This is a genomic window from Enterococcus sp. DIV2419, from assembly GCF_051711865.1.
Lineage (GTDB): Bacteria > Bacillota > Bacilli > Lactobacillales > Enterococcaceae > Enterococcus > Enterococcus faecalis.
The window spans coordinates 1,339,181-1,358,266 of the sequence record NZ_JBIONS010000001.1 but is presented as its reverse complement, the minus strand read 5'-3'; the positions used below and the strand labels follow the sequence as shown (position 1 = coordinate 1,358,266).

Below are 19,086 nucleotides of genomic sequence, written 5' to 3'. Positions count from 1 at the left end.
TTTGGTAACTATTCCAAAGTAATTTTAATGGCTAAGTCTCTAGCAACTTTTGTAAAGTTGCCTTGATTTGACCAGGTTGGACAAAAACCGAACTGGAAACATTTCGGTATAAATAAAATTTTTGTTTTCGTTCAATCGGTAAAAAGAAGAGTTTAGAATCAATTTCCTGCAGTTGTTCTTTCCGAAGAGAGATTACCGCATAAACTCCTTTACTTTTTTCAATGAGACGAGTAAGCATCAATGTATCGTAGCAACAAACAAGCGGACTTGTTAATTGCAACATTTCTAGCACACTCTTGGTAGCTTCTAAATGATCTAAGTGATGAGGCAAAAATAGAAATGGATAGTTGGTCAAACAGGTGAAGCCTTCTTCCTCAATTTCTTGTTTAATTTCTCTTGAAACACAAAGATACATTTTTAGTTCAATTAATTGTTCTTTCTTTAAAACTGGACTATTCACATCTGCAGAAGTAATCACAAAATCCAACTCATGATTCTCCAATTTATTCAATAACTCAAACGATGAACCATGGTAACATTCCCAAAAACGATTCAGTTGATCCTCATTTTCTGTCACTTTATACATCAAGGACGTATTTCCAAAACCTAAACGCATCACTGGATTCTCAATCATTTCATGCAAATTAAGTTTCATTTTCTTGGCCTCGTTTAAAATGATATATACAGATTGGACGATTTTATCCCCATAGGAATTTAACGTCAAAGAATTACCGTTACGGTCAAAAAGTAAATGGCCCAATTCACTTTCCAAATCTTTTAATGACGCACTTAAGGTTGATTTACTAACATGAAGTTCAGAGGCTGCTTTGGAAATACTATTATATTTTGCAATGGTATAAAAATATTCTAATTTTTCAATAGTCATCTTTTGTCATCCCTTTTATTCAAATTCATTTGCCCACGCAACCTGTTCAAAACACGCCTCACTCTTTATCAATAGCGTAGTTATTTTTGCTCTAATAAGCTATGTCCATCTTGTTATTTTTCTATAACTAATAGCAGATGGATATGAAAGTGCCTTTGGTAAAACTTTTTCTCGGAAATAGCATGAACATTCACAACAAATTCAGCTTATTAAAAAAGGCGTCTAGCTTTTTCTATTTTACGCATATTTACTTAAGAAATTCCATTTCAATTCTTCTCTAAAAAAGGTAAGATGGACACAACAAATGTTTCAGTTTCCATGCCCATTTACTTTAAGGTTCAGCGTTATCTACTAAGTATGAAGAATGTCAAAGAAAGGTTAGGTACTCCCAATGAAAATCAACTATTTAGGTACGGGTGCAGCAGAACGGATTCCAGGAATTTTTTGTAATTGTAAATTATGTAAGTACGCTCGAGAGAAAAAAGGACGAGAAATTCGTACACAAACTCAATTAATTATTGATGATGTCCTGCTGATTGATTTTCCAGGGGATTCTTATTTACACCTGTTGCAGTACGACTTGTGTTTTGCAGACTTTGACTCTTTACTAATCTCTCATTGGCATTCCGATCATTTTTACGGCGAGGATTTGGCTTATCGAATGTCTGGTTATGCATTAGATATTCCCAATCGTTTAACTGTTTACGGAAATGAAGCAGTTAAGACGTTTTATCAGCGCGCCTTTGATTTAGAAGGTCGTCAAGACGATACCCGATTACATTATCAGGTTATTCAGCCCTACAAATGTTTTACTATTGCGAACTATACGATTTATCCCCTTCCTGCACAACATGGAAATTTCAGTGAAGATTGTTTTATTTTCGTTATAGACGATGGTAAAGATGCTTTTTTATCCACCCATGATACAGGTTACTTTACGTCAGAAATGTTTGAATATCTTGAAAAGAGCCATTTACTTCTTAGTATTGTTTCTTTAGATTGTACTAGTCAAACAAACGAAACTGGCAATAGTCATATGAATTGGGAAAAAAATTTAAAATTAATTGCAGAATTAAAAGAAAGAAAACTCGTCACAGATAAAACGATTTACGTTGCCAACCATTTTTCTCACAATGGCGGCTTGTCTTATGCGGAGATGGCGGCTTTATCTCAAAAGCATGAAATCATTACGAGTTATGATGGTTTAGAAATACTAACTTAATCGGATTATTTGCCTTCTTTTCAGCACTATTATATGCTTTTAACCGATAATTACAAGGTGCTTTTATCGTAACTTACACTATCTTAAAAAACAAAAATACTCGAAATTTCCCGTGATTCTGGAAATTCCGAGTATTTTTATGATTCTTTACGCTGCTGGCACAGCGGATAAACGTTTATTTTCTTCTTCATTCACTCGATTAACAATAAAGTTATAATTCACTTCATTTAGTCTTTGACCATGATTTCCTGTTTGCTTAATGCCACCATTGGAATGAACACCAACTACTTCAAACTGAGCATTATAGATTGGTGAACCAGATTGACCACCTGTTGTATCGATATCATAAAATAGTAATGGATTTTCTAAGTCTGTAAAGTTAGATGTAAACAAATTATTTTCATGAGACCATTGCGTGTGGTTTTTCTCACCTGGATAGCCTGATATTGTGACATGGGTATCTGAAGATTCAAACTTTTTCAAAACGAATGGCGTTAAAATTTCTCCCAACTCTGGGCCATCAGGACGATCGTTTTGTTTGCCGACAGTCACGACCGCAATATCCGCATTCGGGGAAAAAGCTACATCAATCACTTTGAATTTGCCAAATGGTGTCGCACTGCCATCTCGACCTGGATAAAACCAAGCATCATCTTTGGCATTCGGATTTAATACTTTGGCATTCTTAAAACTTTCAGCCACATGATTATTGGTGACAATTGTATTAGTTCCAACAACAAAGCCTGTTCCTAAAGAAATATAGCCTGGTTTACTGGCAGGGGAAATGATTCTTCCGATTGACGCAAAAGGCGCTTCGGTTGTATCTGCCACTTCTTGTCTTCTGTCCTCAGGGTCCAGTAACGATCTTTTTTGTCGTGAATGACTTTCGGCAGGAACGATATACTCTTCTGCATTTGCAGACAAGCTAAAACCGGCGATCAAAGTTACTAAAATCAGAAACAAAAAACCAGCACTAATTTTTCGTATGGAGAACTTTTTCATAAGATTATGCCACTCCTTATCCATTTTTATTTAATTGGGGAATTTTTTTTATTCATTGACTAGAACAGATTCACTTGGTTGGTTTACCTGAATGTCTTCTTTAGCTCCGATTCCAGCAGAGTTAAAGGCTGCTGACACCACTGAAGCTGCTTCATCGCCATATTGAACTTTTGCAGCAGCAAGCATCGCATCACGAGCATCACTGAATTGTGCTTTAGGTGTTAAGTAATTTACTAACGAGCTGTAGAAAATAGTCTGTGCTTTTTCAATGCCTAAGTTCTGGATAATGGTGTAACCAATCCGATTAATAATTCCACTATTATAATGAACACCGCCTTGATCATAATAAGGCGTTCCTTTATACCGTGCTCGATCGTCGTATTGAGCCATGGTTTCTGGTTGTCCGTGTTTACTTGGTGTTTGTAAATTTCGAATACCTGTTTTTCGGTCAACACTCTGAGTATCCGCACCAATTTCTGGATTAGATGCACCCGAAATAATATAACCCATCAAATCAGAATAAGATTCATTCAACGCACCTGATTGTCCTAAATATTCTAAACCGGCAGTATGTTCCGTCACACCATGTGTCATTTCATGACCAACTACATCTAAAGAGGAAGCATACGTTTTTCCTGTTGGTGTACTTGTTTCACCATAACGCATTGCTTTTCCATCCCAAAAAGCATTGTCATAAGCATCTGGATGTTGTTCATCAACAACTGACAAGATGGGCATCCCTCGATCATCAATACTGTGTCGTTGGAAATGATCTTCATAATATGTTTTTACAAATTTTCCATGCGTATAGGCGTCAACAGCATTCTGATTTAATGCTGCTAGTGATGGTGCTTGAATAATAGAATAATTATTTTTGCCATCAACTACTGCATGGTAAACCCCTGTGTTATCCGTTCCGTGTAAAACAATTCCCGTATTGCTTTTTTCAACTGGTACATTAAACGTTACTTGAAAAGAGTTTTTTAACGTTACTTCACTACCGACATGTTCCGTTAAATCTTGTTTTTCCATAATTGTTCCATCTGTAGCGTTCACTTTATAAACCAATGATACGGGGTCACCAGTTGGTGAAGAAGTTACTCTGACTTTATAAAATAATTGCCCTTCATTATTTACACGTTTGTCAATAGCTAAAAAGACAAGATCTTTATTTTCCGGATTATCAGAAGCAATAATTTTTTTAACTCCTTCTTCACCGATTGCATCAACCGATTGAATTTTCACAACTTGATCAACTGGATTTCCTGTAACACTTGTTACTGCACCGTTTTTATCTAAATGAATAATCACATTATCTGAATCAACAGTAACGCCTTCCGTTTGCTTTTCTAACTTAAGATGCTTCATCCCCCACGCATCTTCTTTTCGATCTACAACCGTATATTGTTCAGCAGCTGCCTCAGAAATTGCCTCCTTTTCCAACTTCGATAAAACTGTTGAAACTTCACTTTCTGAATAAACTTGTTCTTCTGCTGCTACAAAAAGTGAAGAAAATAGACATGAACTTCCAACAAAGATGCCTGTACCTAAAATGTATAAAATTTTATTTCCCTTCATCAAACGATTAACTCCTTCCCCAGTTTCCTTTTATTTCTTTTCCCAACAAAAGTATTGCTTTATCCTCCCTAATCTTTCCCGTTAAACGACCGCCCCTTTCCCTGCGTAAATATTTGTTGCTATTTTCATTATAGACAACTACCTAACCGGCACTATCTAAATTCCTTAATCAGCCGACATTTTTCCCTGTATTGCCCCTCATAACTCAATACCATAGCAAAAAAGTTGTTAACAAATTCATTCGTTAACAACTTTTTTACTATTATGATTTTTTTCAATAATTAAATGTTGAGTAACCGATCCTTCATTGAAGGACGTTTGCAAATCAAATTGATCTGAAAAATCAACAATTTCTTTTACATATAACAATCCCCAACCGTGCTCTTCTGGGTTACTTTTAGAACTAAATTTGGTTTTCTTCATAACCTTAAAATCAAATTCGGCTTGGACACTATTTGCTATCACAAACTCTTGTGTTTCATTTTTATTGAAAATTGAGATAGCGAACATTTTCAATTCTGATTTTGCACTGTTTTCAATCGCGTTATCTAATAGAATAGCCAACAAACGAATCACAACCACTAAGTCGATTGATGTATCAAGAATAAATACTTCTGGCACATCAACAATCACTTTTAGTTTTGCTTGCTTTGCGGTATTAATTTTCATACTTATGAGTGCCTTAAGTTCCATATTTTTCAAACGATTTAACTTCATAAGTTCAAATTCTTCATTATCAATAATTTTTTTGGTTGGTGCAATCGTTTCTTCATAAATTCTTTTGATTTCCAGAATATCTTCGTATGAAATAGCAATTTGTAAACTATACAATAAATTTTTATAATCATGACGAAACATCGCTAGCTCTTCATTAATGGATTCTATTTTTTCAGTATAAATCGTTAAATTATTCAATAATTGAGTGTTGATACGTTGTTCTTCCAAATAAGCTTCAATGACTAAGCCAATCAGAATTAAAAATAAACCTACACTTATTAATAACTCCAATTTAGAACTATTTACCGTGACAAATCCTCGCATAAAGTCAGGTGAAATCTCTGGCGAAATCAAAAACACAAAAAGTAATAACAGAATCAACAATAAAAGTAAACAACCAAAAAAAATTCGGCTATTTTCTAACACACGATTTAATCTTAAAAAAACACTATTGGGAATTTTTAAAGCAATCCAGATATTTATAAGCAACAGAATAACATTTGAGGCAATCCATAATAATTTATTTTGATAAATCTGTTGAAAAAAAACACTTAAAATCGTTTGCTCCGTGTAATTGATAAACGAAACCATAAGCAATGTAAAAACGGATAAAAATATCGCTTTAAAAATTGAGAACCTCTTTTTGTGAATGAGTAAAAATCCTGTAAAAATAACGACTGTCAGCGCATAAATCAACCAAGAGTAGCCCAACATTAATGCCGCAAACGAACAAAGATTAATGACAATAAGCAATGAAAGTAACGGTATTTTACATTCAATCTTGATCAATGTTACTCGTAAAAAGACAAAAACGATAAAGCTAGATGCCAGCAAAACGTTAGTAGCTAATAACAACAAAATCATTTTTCAATATTCTTTTTAGGTTTTTCAGTTTGTCCCATCCATTGTCCAAATATATTGGGCGAATTTTGATTTAATCTAGGCTTAGTTCCCACACCATCACTAACTTTTACAACTCTTTTTTCAATAACATTTTTAATTATTTTTTTACCAAATTTCATAAAAACACTTCCTTCAATTAAATTTTTTGTTACAGGGAGTATCATCAGACCTTGGATGACGAGACCGTAGAGTATTACTGAAGCAATCTTTTCTTTGACAAACAGACTACATAAAATAAGTAAACACACCCTTATAAGGCTTTGCTTTTTGAGCACGTTTAAATCAGATGGCTGAACAGGTTCAATCGCTGTTCCTTGTGGCGCATACCAATAAAATAATACAACTAAGAGGCAAATCAATAGAATTTTATAAATAAACGGTAAGCTCACAGAAGAATTTTTCAATACAAATGGTATGGCGACATAGATAACAATGCTTTCTAGACGACAGAGCCATTTAGTTTTTGCATGCCAGCCACCTGCGACAGGCCGTAAAAAAATCAGTACGACGTATACAATAAAGGTTTCGCTTAACGTCCCAAGTAAAACTGATAAAATCAGAATCATCAGAAAATTAAATAAGCCAGAAAAATAAACGGTTAGATAATACTTTGTCCATTGTGTTTTTTCTGATTGATCTTCCTGATCCATATCCATAATATTTTTTAGAATCCAATCGATTAGCATATCGCCCTCCTCTTCAAGTATTGCACTAAATTATAACGAATATAGCGACTAATAGATAGATAATTCCTTAATTAGTCATTATCCCTCCCTAAGTAAGAAACAGCGCCTTAACCTGAGTATAATATCTTCTTGAGACTGGTACTTCCGTTCCGTCTCTCATAGTTAAAAGATGCGTTTTATAATTTAATTTTGACGCATATTTTTTATTGATGATGATTGATTGATGGACTCTAATCAAATCTGGATGCAGTTGTTCAATTTTTGATAACGTTCCATAAAATTCTCTTTTAAAATTTTTTCCAACCATTGACACACGATGATCGTATTCCGTTTGAAAGAAATAAATATCATTAATATCCATTTTTATAGAAGACGCTTTTAAGTTAATGATAATATATTCACTTTTTGTCTTTATATTTTCTTTTTGTTGAATATATGCATCGACACATGTTTCGACCTCTTTTTGGAAATCTAGAAAATCCACGTTCTTTTGAATAAATTGAAGAGCTGAAACCATATATTTGTAGGAAGTTAAAACTAATTCTGTGTGAGTAGAAATAAATACAATCAGACTTTCACTGTCTGTTTTTCTGATTTCTTTAGCAACCTCAAATCCTGCCTGGATATGATTGTTCATTTGAATATCTAGGAAAAAGATATTTAGTTGGGCGTCCTGGTGTGCCACTTGTAATAATTCATCTGAACGTGAAAATAAATGGATTGTTTCATTATAAATATTTCTTGCATGTAGGATATTTGTTACCAATGCTTCTAACGCTTTTGCTTGAATAATTTGGTCTTCTAATATATAAATAGCCATTTGTTCACTCATCCCTTTCTCAAGAAGATATAAAATTACACAACAAAAGACAAATGATTATAATGTTCAATCAATTTATACACCAATAAAAGAGATAAAAAATTGATTGTCTGTTAGTATATTCACATAAATTTAGTATAGCGATTTCAGTAGTTTCCTGCAAACAAAAACATAAAATAACAAAGCATCAAGAAAGAGTACTTTGGACTATTCATCTTTTACTAACGAATCATGAGGACGATTGTCTCTTCGTTGATGAAAAACAAAGAATCAACCGCCAAACTGTTCTTGTCATTTTATACATGACAAAATCAATTCATTGGTCGATTCTGGTTATTTTAATTTGTTAGTTCACACATGGATCATTGTGCTAATTTTTTACTTAAACATCCACACTTCTTCCTGTTGAATGAGTCGATTAAGCGCCAATGTAGGTCACGCCACTACTATAAGCAATTACATTAGGTAAGACACGATACGAAATCGTTTGATCATTGATGACATTGCTTTCAGAAATAATGATTCCATCAGAAGTGACCGCTTCAACAAAAGCAACATGTCCATATTGATTATCTGCGCCAGCAACTCCTGGTTGGAAACTAATCGCACGACCAGCTTTAGGCAATGAACTAACTTGATAGCCTAATGCACGTCCTTTTCTTCCCCAGTCACTGCCATTTCCCATAAATTCATCCAAAGAAGTGCCCAACTGTTTGAAACGATTATAGACATACCACGTACATTGGCCCACGGGATAGCTACCACTTCGATTATAATTGATCCCATCATAGACTGGAAAATGCATTTGTTGCTGTTCCGCTTCCGACAGCTCATTTTTAGATTGGATAATCAAACCGTCCACTGTTTTTGGTAAATCAAATTGCGTTAAGTTATAAACCGCAATTAACGAATTTAATTTATTATCGTATTGCTTGTCTGTTGCATATTTACCTGTTAAAAAACGCGTTGCTTGAAGGTAGTTTTTGGCTTCCGAACGCCACGCCGGTTTATAAAAATCTTGGTTTCCATCAATCCCTTGTCGGAATAATTGAACATAATCTTGCAGTGAGTCATTATAGCCACCGTAATCGCGAAACCCAGCGGAAATTGTATAAAGTTGGCCCCTCTGATCAGCCTCTTTTGTTGAAAAGCTAACACTATTTCCTTGGAACGAACCTTTCACGCCAAAGAGATTATAATAAGGTTCTTTGGCTAGTTGACTTTCGCCAGAGCCACTTTCTAAAATAGCCTGAGCTATCATCACTGATGCAAAAACATCATATTTTTCGCCAAGTTCTCTGGCTGTCTCACCAATTTTTTTAATAAACGCTGTGGTTTGTTCTGACTTCTGCATTTCAAATGACGCACCATATGTTGCTAAAACTTCTTTGCCATACTCCGTTAATATGAACTCCTTAAAAGGATTAGTCACTACCAAGCGTTTTTCCTCTTTTGAGTCTGGTTGTTGTTTGGCAGTATAGATATTCTCTAACTGAGAGATTACTTCTGGTTTCTCTTTAGAATCCGCTTCCGCTGCGGCAATTAAATATTTTCCTTGGCCAAGATAAACACCATTTTGAAGCGTTTTTCCTTCAGCTGTTTGCCAAAAAATCAGATCACCAGGTTCTGCCTCCTCTATAGAACAAGCTTTACCAAATGTCATTTGTTCTTGCGGCGTACTGCCAATGTCTATTTTAAATAATTGTTGGTAAATTTTTTGGGCAAGGAAACTACTGGTTAATGCTTGCTCCGTCAAATTAAATTCTTTTTTTGTTTTCCCAACGTGTCTTAATGCTTCAGCCACCACAACTGCCCGTTTCTGTTCGTCAAAAGACGACAACAGTGGAAGTTCGTAGCCTTTTAAATTTGAAGAAGCTATTTCATCTACTTTGAGGGACGGATTTAACGATACAGCCTGATTTTCTTCAACAACGTTATTGGTGGCTTCAGGAACTTGAATAGGTTCTTCGGGTTCTTGCTTGGTCACAGGAACTTGTGGTGGTTGCGATTGTTCAACAAGCTGCGTGATTTCTGATGATACCGTCGGCTCTGTAGGTTCTTTTTTTGTTTCAGAACTAGTATTTGTGGTTGTCGTTTCTGTCGTTGACTGACTCGTTGATTCGGTAGTCGTATCGGTAGAACTACTTGATTCAGATGACGAACTACTAGTGGACGTTGTCGATGTAGCAACAGTTGTTTTGGTTGTTTCAATTACTTTTTCTTCCGAAGTAATTGTCGTTTCCGAGGACAGAGCTGTTTGTAGCGAGCTACTTGGTAATTCTGCAGCCAACGTAACAACTGGAGCGACTTCCAAACTCAGAAGAACGAGAATACTTGTTAAAACAAGTAGTTGATTCTTGATTTTCTTTCTTTTCATTCGTAAAAATCCTCTCCTATTACTTACTTGCGCATTTGCACACTGTTTTTGTACAAATGCGCCTTGTAAGTTAATGATACGCTAATTTTGGTCTTTTTTATTTTTGAAGAATAATTTTCCTAAACCAATACTTACTATCAATAGAAAACCACTGATTGACCAGATTGGCGAAACAACTTCATTTGCTTTTGGCAAAGTGCCAGAAGTGCTGGTTTTCGTTGTCGTTCCACCTGTTGCTGTGTCCTTTCCTGTGCTGGTTACGCTACCAGTCCCGCTAACCGTGCCATGATTTCCATTGTTGCCTGTAGAGTTGCTACTGATTGGCTCTTCTGCCATTGCTTCAATGGCTTGTGCTAAAATACTTAAACATTTGTCCACAGCTTCTTGCGTCGCACTTGGGTCCTCAACAAGTGCTTTTGCTTGTTTAATTGCTTCAGCTAAAGCTTCTTGCGATGCTTTTGTAAATTGTTTTCCTGCTTTAGGTTTCAATGTTTCTGCTTTTTGAAGCAGTTCTTTCAACTTTGTTTTATCCGTTTGAAGGACTTGTTCCTCTAAACTATCCAAAGCAGTTTTTACATTTTTTTCAGCAGTATCAATTTGTTCTTGCCGAGCATTTTTATCAGCTAAAATCCCTTCCGCTTGGTCAATTGCTTCAGTTAAGCGCGCTTTAGACTCGCTGGTAAATTCTTTTCCGGCAGATGGTTTGATTGCTTTTGCTTTGGCTATCATTGCCTCTAAGGCTTTTTTATCTGTAACTAACGCTTCTTCTTGTAACCCATCGATGGCACTAGTTAATTCAGCAACCGCTTCATCAATCATTTTTTGATTAGCTGCTGGGTTTTCCAATGTGTTTTTAGCTGCTAAAAGCGCTTTTTGTAAATCTTGTAACGAGGAGGCAGTAAATTGGTGCCCTTCACTTGGAGTGACTTGCTGCGCTCGTTTGACAACTTCTTGTAATTGGTCTTTATTTACAAGAGGTACTTCTTTTAATTGAGCCATTGCAGTTTCTAATGCGTTTAGAGCCTCTGAGACTTCTTCTTTTGTCGCCGTTTCTTTCGCTACGATTGCTTCAGCCGCTTGAATTGCTTCTTGCAATTGTTTTTCTGTTTCTTTTGTAAATTGGTATCCTTCTTCCGGCTTTTTTCCTTGGGCTTGAGCGATTCGTTCTTTTAAGGTTTCCTTATTAACGGCGACGGGTTGTTCTTTTAATTGTGCAATTGCTTCACGCAATGTTTTAGTCGCTTGGTCTATTTCTTCTTGAGTAACTTTTTCTTGAGCAAATACTTTTTGAGCTGCTGCTAATGAATCTTCGAGAACTTTTTTAGTTTCTTCGGTGAATTCTTGCCCATCACTTGGTTTCTTCGCCAGACCCTCTTGAATTGCTTTTTCTAAATCAGCTTTATTCGCTACATCAGGCATTTTTTCCAACTGTTCTACAGCCTTTTCTAGATTTTCCACAGCAGCAGAAACGTCTGTCTGTGTGGCTTGCTCATTGGCTAGAACAGCTACTGCCTCATCTAAGATTGGTTTAAAGATTGCCCAAGTTTCAGGCGTATATTCTTTTTCGACACGTGCTTGATTTAGCGTAATTAGCGCTTGTAATAACTCTTTATCTACTAGCTCTGTGGGCTTCACTGTTACAGAAAAATCTGAAAGTGTGGCTTGTTGGAATCCTTGGCCTACTAATAAGCCTTGACTCATATCAAATTGTAATGGCTGCTCAACAGTTGTCGCACGTTTTACGCGAGTTGTTTCTTTTACTTTAACTTTAAAGGTAACTAAGTCCATTGAACCATTTAACAATTGTTTATTTCCTTGATTACTAAGAACTAAATATAGATTCTCCACATCATTTGAATGTTTCCGATATTTAGAATAATTTTCCATTTGTTTTGTATTATTCGTGGTTGCAGGCTGACCGACAAGTTCAAATTTGCTAGAATCAAAGAACATTTTTGTGCTTAACGCATTAATGTTTTTTAAGTCTTGACCTTTAAGTGTAAAGGTTAATGTATCGCCAGGAAGATAGGTATCCTTGCCATTTTCATTAACCACAGCAAGGGATAAACCGCCCGCAATTTCTTCGACATCAGGTATCTCAATCCCACCATCTAATTGTCGTAAAACATAACTGATATCATAAGCATCAATTACCCCATTTTTATTTAAATCGCCTTTTTCAACATAGCCATTAAAGTCACTGTCCACCGATTCTAAGCCTGTATAGTTTCGATAACTCATTGCATCATTTTCATCAATCGTTCCATCGTTAGTAATGTCTCCATGTAAGATTCCTTCTGTTCCTGGTTGTTTGTAAAAGAGCATCTCACGACCAGAGCCAAAATTACCCACCGATTTTAATACCTTCATTTCAACAAAACGATACGCTTGGTCCTTCGTTTCAATGGTTTTTGTCAAAGCATCTTGCTTCCAGTTAATAGGTTCTGAAAACTCTGTCCAATTAGCTCCATCTTTCGACGTCCGATACTGGAGCTGCAAAATATTTCCGTTGCCGGCATTGTCTCTTGGCAAGTATTCAATTTTATCCATTTGATACTCCGCACCAAGATCAAATTTTAAAGACAAGAAATTTCCATCACTTGGATTAGCGATGCCGGTTGACCAGTTCGTATGCCAACCTGTACTCAAATCTTTATCTGTTAATTTCTTCAATTCTGCGCCTGGTTGTTCTGGTAAATTACTTGTTGCTTTGACTTGATTAATTGTTTCTTTATAGGGATCATCTTGTGTTTTTCCTTTAATCGGTTCACTCCATTCAGAGACCCCGTTTTTTCCAACAGCTCGAACTCGAAAAGTATGTTCGCTTAGGAAGGAAAATCCATCAAATGTCGCTGTATTCGTTTGAATATTTCCGAAAACAGTCCCGTCACGCTCTACTTCATAGCTTGTTGCCTCAGTTACTTGATCCCATTGAAGAGTCAAAGAAGATGGCGTTGTTTTTTCTTCATTGATTGCGACATTTGCCGGAATAGTTAACTGGTCATCTACCGTTGTATTTCCCCCGTCAACCGTTCCTTTATTAATGAAACCTTTGACAGTTATTTGAACATCTTTGGCGGTCACAGATTGTTTCGCTAGTTTTACTGATAACGCTGATTGGTTCAGTTTTTCTCCTGAAGCTTCAGAAAGATACTGATTCACTTGGAATTCTTTATCAAAATAATATAGATTTGTGCCAGCTAAAAATTCTTCTTTATTAGCTGCTTGTTTCAAGGTTACTTCTGTTCCCCCCACCATTGCTGTTACGCTTTCGGGCGCTTCTGAAGCTAGCAAATCAAGCGTGGTGCTTCGTTCATCAACAAAGCCTTTGTAACTTCCTTTTGTCGGTTCGATAGTAACGGTCAGATCCCCTTTTTCGTTTGATTTAGGGCCTTGACTATTTATTTTAGTCGTAGCTGATTGCCCAGCTTCATAACTAGTTGAAATTCTGTCATCTTCATACATATTAAAAGAAGTGGCACCATTTGGATAAATCAAGAAAGATCGTTGATCCCGTTGGATTTCCTTTGGATTGTTGTTTGGATTCGTCATTGGGATAATACTGCCATCTTTGACGAAAACGGGCACCTTCCACAGCGGTGTTTTTACTCCATTTAAGACACGGCCACCTTGATATTTTTCGCCTGTAAATAAGTCAACCCAGACTTGTTTTTCATCTGGTAAGTAGATTCCATCACGGATTGAATTTCCTGCCTCATCTTGATTGCCATTATAAATTGGGGCAACGAGTAAATTGGGTCCCCACATATATTGGTATTGAGAATCTTTTGTATATGCTGTTCCTTCATTAGGAAATTCTAAAGCCATGGCCCGTACCATTGGTAGTCCATCAACTGATTCCTTGGCAATACTGTAGTTATAAGGCATCATCATTGATTTTAATTTTAGATACGCTCGGTTCAAATCTGTGGCTTCTTGATCAAAAGCAAATGGCGTTTTTGGATTGGAGCCCCAGCCGTCCATATTTAGCTGCACTGGTGTAAAAGTTTTCCATTGGAAATCACGTATGTTGACCTCTTTATTTTTTCCACCAAAAATTCCATCCATATCTGAACCGACATTTGGTTGTCCAGACAACGAAGTCCCGATATATGTTGGGATATGAAAGCGAATATATTCCCATTGACCACCCGTTTGATCGCCTGTCCAGATACCAGCGTGCCGTTGGGTTCCGGCCCAACCATCTAATGAAACAATCATCGGACGAACTGCGCCGTCTGTTTCTTTTACAAAAACATTCGCGGCATCTTCTACACCATTTAAGCCAAAGGAATACCCATACCCGACCCACGCCACGTCAGTTTTGAGAGCTTTAACACCAGCGACACTAACTTCTTTCGCAATATCCCGTTCTCCTTTTTTAGGATTTTTAGGATCCGCTGGATGGAGATTAGATTGGGTCCACAGCCCCACTTCAACACCATTGGCTTGAGCATACTCTGTAAATTCTTTTAAGTTTTGTACATCGCCGTCCAATGAATCAGTTTGGCCATAGCCAGCACCGTAGCCGTCATTTGGCAAGAACCACCCTAACGGCATATCGTTTTTCTTATATCGATCAATAACTGCGCGTGCAGAAAATTGATAATTCTCTTTTTCTCCATTTAAAGATTCTAGCGTGCCATTTAAGTTTCCTAGATCGCCTGGTTGGTATTCTTTGTAAAAATTACCATCTTCAAACTTAACTGCTCCCGCGGTTCCTTCTGCTACTTTCACCCAATAGTCCCGATTATACGCGTTTAAATGCGCTTCATAGAACCCGTATTCTGGCATCAAAGCTGGTTTCCCGGTTAATTCATAGTAATCTTTTAAAATACCTGCTGAGGAATCATTAAAGAAATAAAAAGCATCAAAATCTGTTCCTTCGTGCGTTGTTGTGGTTGTTTGTGGATCATGACTTCCAAAATCATAGTTGCCAGGTTTCCATGTATTTCGAACAACGCCATACCCTGCAGTTGACCAATAAAATGGGTTAGGCGATGCTACTCCGCCATCTACCCAATTGTTCGTATTGACAATCTGGATAGCTGTTCCTTTGTGCGTAAATCGACCATTTTGAGTTCCTCCGCCAAAATAATTTTCTTGACTACTTTGTTTTAACGTTTGTGTAGCTTTATCATTTTTAAAGGATAGCGGAGCGGTTTCTTCTAAAATAACTTGATTCTTTTTCTTGTCTAGAACTTTCATTAAAGCGCTTTCTTTTTCGAACATAATTTTTAAACCATTATTTTCTAGAATAAATTGGTTTCCTGAATCTGTGACGTTCGTTTGCTCAAAGGCTTGTGTGCCATAGTCGGCCATTGTTTTAGCCGTAATTTTCGCAACATGCTTTGGATCATTTGGCGTTGGATATTCTTCAAATTTACCAGTTGGATCTAGATGATAGCGAAAAAGATGGTCGTTTAAAATACTAATTTGTGCTTTTTTGCCAGAAGCATACGTAATGACAAAGTTTTTCTCCGCTTTTTCAATCGACACAATTGCTCCGACTGACGTTGCTGAATCAGCTACGTCTTCTTTTGCTGTTTGCTCTTGCGCATCAACCACTTGAGAATCCATCGTAACAAACGAATGGAACGCCAATACAGACGAACTCACTAATAAAAATGTCAACCAGTGCTTTTTACCGTAAATTTTTTTACCCTGATACTCTTTGTTCATTTTTTCCTCCTTAAAATTGCTCCCCATAGAATAGTTCCGACACAATTACTCACAAAATCCAAAACCCAACAAAGTTTTATCCAGATGAAAAGTCATAACGATTTTCTTAGTTTACTGAGACTGTTAGAAAGTCAGTTTCAGTAACCCCTTCATAAACACATCCTTTCAATAAATTATTAAATGAAAACAATCCATTTTCATCTTATATAAAAATTTTAGTACAGAATCACAATTTCTCTATGAATTCGTTTTCATTTGTTGACTACCAATTTTTCACTTTTTTTAATAACATAATTATCGTATGATGGTTTTTTTGTGTTTGTCAACGGTTAATTATAGCAGCCACCATTAACAAGTATTAACCCTTGATAAACTTGTTAATTCACTTATAATGATGATTTTATTGCGAAAATATCTACATCAGAAAAAGAAAGACTTTTTCAAAAATCTAATACCTGTTACTCAAATTTAGTCTATTTAAAAATAATCAACACCCTCCTGCTCAGCAAGAGGGTGTTGATTACTCGTTTTTTAGTGATTGATTTGACTTGCTGGTGTGAAAAGCAAACTAATGATGATGCCAACTATCAGTACCGCTAGCAATATAAAAATTAACTTTCCAAACCGGTGATAGGGATTGATCGAAAGCCCAATCCCATAAACTTTCGGAACCCACAAAGGAGGCGTTGGATTATCTTTTTGATCTTTATAGGCTATCTTTAAAATCTGCCACGCAAAATACAACAATGGTAAAACCATAATTACCCCAACTATACCTAGCCATTTTGCTAATAAGTCACTAGTATGCAAAAGACTGATTGTCAGAATTGGTACAAACAAAAGAATAAAGCTAATTGTGGCTCCCACTTGTGCTTGCTTAAGCAGTCGTCTCTCACGGAGAGTAAGATTCGCAAACATTCCATCCATCCTTTCATGGTTTTCAGATTAAATCAACGAATCACTAAAAACTAAATTAACTGCGAAAATCAATGACCATGCGCCCGCGAATTTTTCCTTGTTCCATTTCTTCAAAAATAGCATTAATTTCTTCTGGTTGGCGTGTTTGACAAACAGGAACAACTTTTCCTTCTGCACCGAATTGGAAAGCTTCGCTTAAATCTTGACGGGTTCCAACTAACGATCCGACTACGTGAATGCCATCAAGAACAAGACGTGGAATAGATAAATCCATTGTCTCAACAGGCAATCCAACGGCGACAACCGTTCCTCCCGCACGGACTGCATCGACTGCGCCATTAAATGCTGATTTAGCTACCGCAGTGACTACTGCTGCATGGACACCACCAATTTCTTTTTGAAGTTGTGCAGCAAAATCAGGATCTTTAACTGGATTAATTAAAAGATCAGCACCCATTTTTTTCGCAAAAGTTAACTGATTATCATTCACATCAACAGCTACTACTTTTGCATTAAAGACATGCTTGGCATATTGTAAAGCTAGATTACCTAGCCCACCTAATCCTGAAATCATTAGCCATTGACCTGGACGAATCCCAGATTCTTTTATCGCTTTGTAGGTTGTTACCCCTGCACAAATAATAGAGGAAGCTGGCTCTGATGCTAAATTTTCTGGCACTTTCACTGCATAACCGTCTGTGACGATGCATTCTTCGGCCATGGCACCATCAACTGTATATCCAGCATTTTTTACTGAACGACAAAGCGTTTCTCGACCAGAAGTACAATATTCGCAATGCCCGCAGCCTTCATAAAACCATGCAACAGATGCACGATCACCAATCTTTAAACTAGTAACGTCTTTTCCAACCTCCGTCACAATCCCAATTCCTTCGTGACCTAAGGTACAACCGCTAACATCGCCAAAATCTGCATTCTTAACGTGTAAATCCGTATGACAGACACCACAGACTTCCATTTTCAACCGCGCTTCATTATCTTTCAATGGACGCGATTCTTTTTCAACAATTTTTGTTGTTTTTCCTTTTGCTGCGACAATTGCTTTATACATGGTTTTTTCCTCCTTGTTTCTATTGTGAATCATTGAACAACAATAGTATAATACTACTTTCCAAAATAAGGAACACCAATGACTTGCGTAAATTAACGCTAATTTGACAATTTATCCTTGCTAGACAGCTATTCTTCCCTTATGTCATAGATAATTCATACTGGCATGATTTTTTCTGCATAATTGTCAACTATTTTAAAGGCAGGTTTTACAACTTCATTTTTCCCTTCTTTTTTCCCAAGATATAGCAGACGGTACCTAAAATAACTAGAATTAAAAAGGCCATGAGGTACTTAAGCCAGTGAAGGTTTTTGGCTTTATGATCAACAGAACGCTTATTATACTGATCAGCTTGCTTCTTGTTTATCGTGAAATCTTTTGAGAACGTCCAGCTCCCCTCATGGTTTTTCAACTTAATGGTATAGGTATAGTCTCCAGATTTAAACGAATCTTTCAGTAAAATAGGTAGGTCAAACCTTGTGGTTGGTGCAAAACTCAGATTATTTTTCTTTTCGTGAATGATCGTTTTGTTTGTTCCTTTTTCTTTAACAAAAAAATCTCCTTCGACTTTTGACAATAACTTCCGCTGTGGATTTTTAATTTCCATCGAAACAGTATTGTGGCGGTTAATTTGCCCAATTTTAACAGAACCACTTTCCAATTTTGCAGGTATGGTCTCTGCTGTTTCATTCACCCGAATAGCAATCGTATGCATATAAACATTTTGAATCCCACCCTTGCTTTGGTCCCCAGCTATCTCTACAGGTCGAATCGTCACTCCACCTAATAAAATTCCTGAGAATAACTTTTCTGGCATCGTTATTTGAAAATCAATCGTTTGTGATTGTTTACCAGGAACACTAATGTCCTTCCTATTGGGACTAATCAAATCACTAAGTACCAAACTCATCGATGGATCTTTTTCAAAGCTACTTTTTGTATAGTCAACTATCCCATTACTATTTGTTGTTGCTGTATTTACCTGAACTTTAAATTTTTGAGGGTTCGGCGTAGTATTGGTTATCGTTAATTTGAATGTATCTTTTTGTTTCGGAGTTAATGTCATATCAAAAAAATTACTGGTTTTGTTATTTTGAGTTGCTCCGAAAACGGGTGTGACTGTATACGCATTCGCATTGTCAATTGTTGCTGAACTATTGGTATTAGACGGCTCTGCCCAGGCACGCATCGCTCCACCTAAACAGAGAATAGTCAATATAAAA

12 protein-coding genes are annotated in these 19,086 nt (G+C 36.5%); 1 reads left to right on the top strand and 11 read right to left on the bottom strand.

Annotated features, from left to right (window positions below; all coding sequences use genetic code 11):
* Positions 1-31: 31 nt before the first annotated feature.
* On the bottom strand, positions 32-886 hold the full coding sequence (locus tag IGI97_RS06310; RefSeq protein ID WP_002357233.1) for a LysR family transcriptional regulator: 855 nt from the start codon (positions 884-886) through the stop codon (positions 32-34).
* Positions 887-1,277: 391 nt separating this feature from the next.
* On the opposite strand from IGI97_RS06310, the gene IGI97_RS06305 reads away from it, so the two are divergent.
* Positions 1,278-2,108: an MBL fold metallo-hydrolase gene (locus IGI97_RS06305; protein WP_192385991.1), complete on the top strand. Its 831-nt coding sequence runs from the start codon at positions 1,278-1,280 to the stop codon at positions 2,106-2,108.
* Positions 2,109-2,255: 147 nt separating this feature from the next.
* On the opposite strand, the gene sprE is transcribed toward IGI97_RS06305, so the two are convergent.
* The 10 genes from sprE to IGI97_RS06255 form a co-directional block, all read right to left on the bottom strand.
* Complete coding sequence (sprE, locus tag IGI97_RS06300; protein ID WP_024041544.1) at positions 2,256-3,110, bottom strand: serine proteinase SprE; 855 nt, start codon at positions 3,108-3,110, stop codon at positions 2,256-2,258.
* Between the two features lie 48 nt (positions 3,111-3,158).
* Entirely contained in the window at positions 3,159-4,691 is a 1,533-nt protein-coding gene (gelE, locus tag IGI97_RS06295) for a gelatinase GelE (RefSeq protein WP_129194033.1), read from the bottom strand.
* A gap of 234 nt (positions 4,692-4,925) precedes the next feature.
* Positions 4,926-6,269, bottom strand: coding sequence for a sensor histidine kinase FsrC (gene fsrC, locus IGI97_RS06290; RefSeq protein WP_438738219.1), 1,344 nt, complete (start codon positions 6,267-6,269; stop codon positions 4,926-4,928).
* The gene (gene fsrB / locus IGI97_RS06285; protein WP_438738217.1) at positions 6,266-6,994 is read right to left on the bottom strand and encodes a quorum-sensing system protein FsrB; all 729 of its coding nucleotides are present in this window, start codon (positions 6,992-6,994) and stop codon (positions 6,266-6,268) included. The genes fsrC and fsrB overlap by 4 nt, the downstream gene beginning before the upstream one ends.
* 88 nt (positions 6,995-7,082) lie before the next feature.
* The gene (gene fsrA, locus IGI97_RS06280) at positions 7,083-7,814 is read right to left on the bottom strand and encodes a response regulator transcription factor FsrA (protein WP_075578546.1); all 732 of its coding nucleotides are present in this window, start codon (positions 7,812-7,814) and stop codon (positions 7,083-7,085) included.
* 418 nt (positions 7,815-8,232) lie between these two features.
* Entirely contained in the window at positions 8,233-10,191 is a 1,959-nt protein-coding gene (locus IGI97_RS06275; protein ID WP_438738214.1) for an amidase domain-containing protein, read from the bottom strand.
* An 81-nt stretch (positions 10,192-10,272) separates the two neighbouring features.
* Positions 10,273-15,900 (bottom strand): TIM-barrel domain-containing protein, encoded by a 5,628-nt coding sequence (locus IGI97_RS06270; RefSeq protein ID WP_438738212.1) that lies wholly within the window; start codon positions 15,898-15,900, stop codon positions 10,273-10,275.
* Between the two features lie 504 nt (positions 15,901-16,404).
* The gene (locus IGI97_RS06265) at positions 16,405-16,800 is read right to left on the bottom strand and encodes a hypothetical protein (protein ID WP_002361986.1); all 396 of its coding nucleotides are present in this window, start codon (positions 16,798-16,800) and stop codon (positions 16,405-16,407) included.
* Between the two features lie 46 nt (positions 16,801-16,846).
* Positions 16,847-17,863, bottom strand: a complete 1,017-nt coding sequence (gene adhP, locus IGI97_RS06260) for an alcohol dehydrogenase AdhP (RefSeq protein ID WP_438738210.1) — start codon at positions 17,861-17,863, stop codon at positions 16,847-16,849.
* Between the two features lie 208 nt (positions 17,864-18,071).
* The gene (locus tag IGI97_RS06255) at positions 18,072-19,052 is read right to left on the bottom strand and encodes a DUF916 and DUF3324 domain-containing protein (RefSeq protein WP_438738208.1); all 981 of its coding nucleotides are present in this window, start codon (positions 19,050-19,052) and stop codon (positions 18,072-18,074) included.
* Positions 19,053-19,086: the final 34 nt, after the last annotated feature.

Coding starts and splice junctions, on each gene's coding strand:
- adhP (WP_438738210.1), bottom strand. CDS start 17,863: ATGTATAAAGCAATTGTCGCAGCAAAAGGAAAAACAACAAAAATTGTT.
- IGI97_RS06255 (WP_438738208.1), bottom strand. CDS start 19,052: ATGCGTGCCTGGGCAGAGCCGTCTAATACCAATAGTTCAGCAACAATT.
- fsrA (WP_075578546.1), bottom strand. CDS start 7,814: ATGGCTATTTATATATTAGAAGACCAAATTATTCAAGCAAAAGCGTTA.
- sprE (WP_024041544.1), bottom strand. CDS start 3,110: ATGAAAAAGTTCTCCATACGAAAAATTAGTGCTGGTTTTTTGTTTCTG.
- IGI97_RS06305 (WP_192385991.1), top strand. CDS start 1,278: ATGAAAATCAACTATTTAGGTACGGGTGCAGCAGAACGGATTCCAGGA.
- fsrB (WP_438738217.1), bottom strand. CDS start 6,994: ATGCTAATCGATTGGATTCTAAAAAATATTATGGATATGGATCAGGAA.
- IGI97_RS06265 (WP_002361986.1), bottom strand. CDS start 16,800: ATGGATGGAATGTTTGCGAATCTTACTCTCCGTGAGAGACGACTGCTT.
- IGI97_RS06275 (WP_438738214.1), bottom strand. CDS start 10,191: ATGAAAAGAAAGAAAATCAAGAATCAACTACTTGTTTTAACAAGTATT.
- fsrC (WP_438738219.1), bottom strand. CDS start 6,269: ATGATTTTGTTGTTATTAGCTACTAACGTTTTGCTGGCATCTAGCTTT.
- IGI97_RS06310 (WP_002357233.1), bottom strand. CDS start 886: ATGACTATTGAAAAATTAGAATATTTTTATACCATTGCAAAATATAAT.
- IGI97_RS06270 (WP_438738212.1), bottom strand. CDS start 15,900: ATGGGGAGCAATTTTAAGGAGGAAAAAATGAACAAAGAGTATCAGGGT.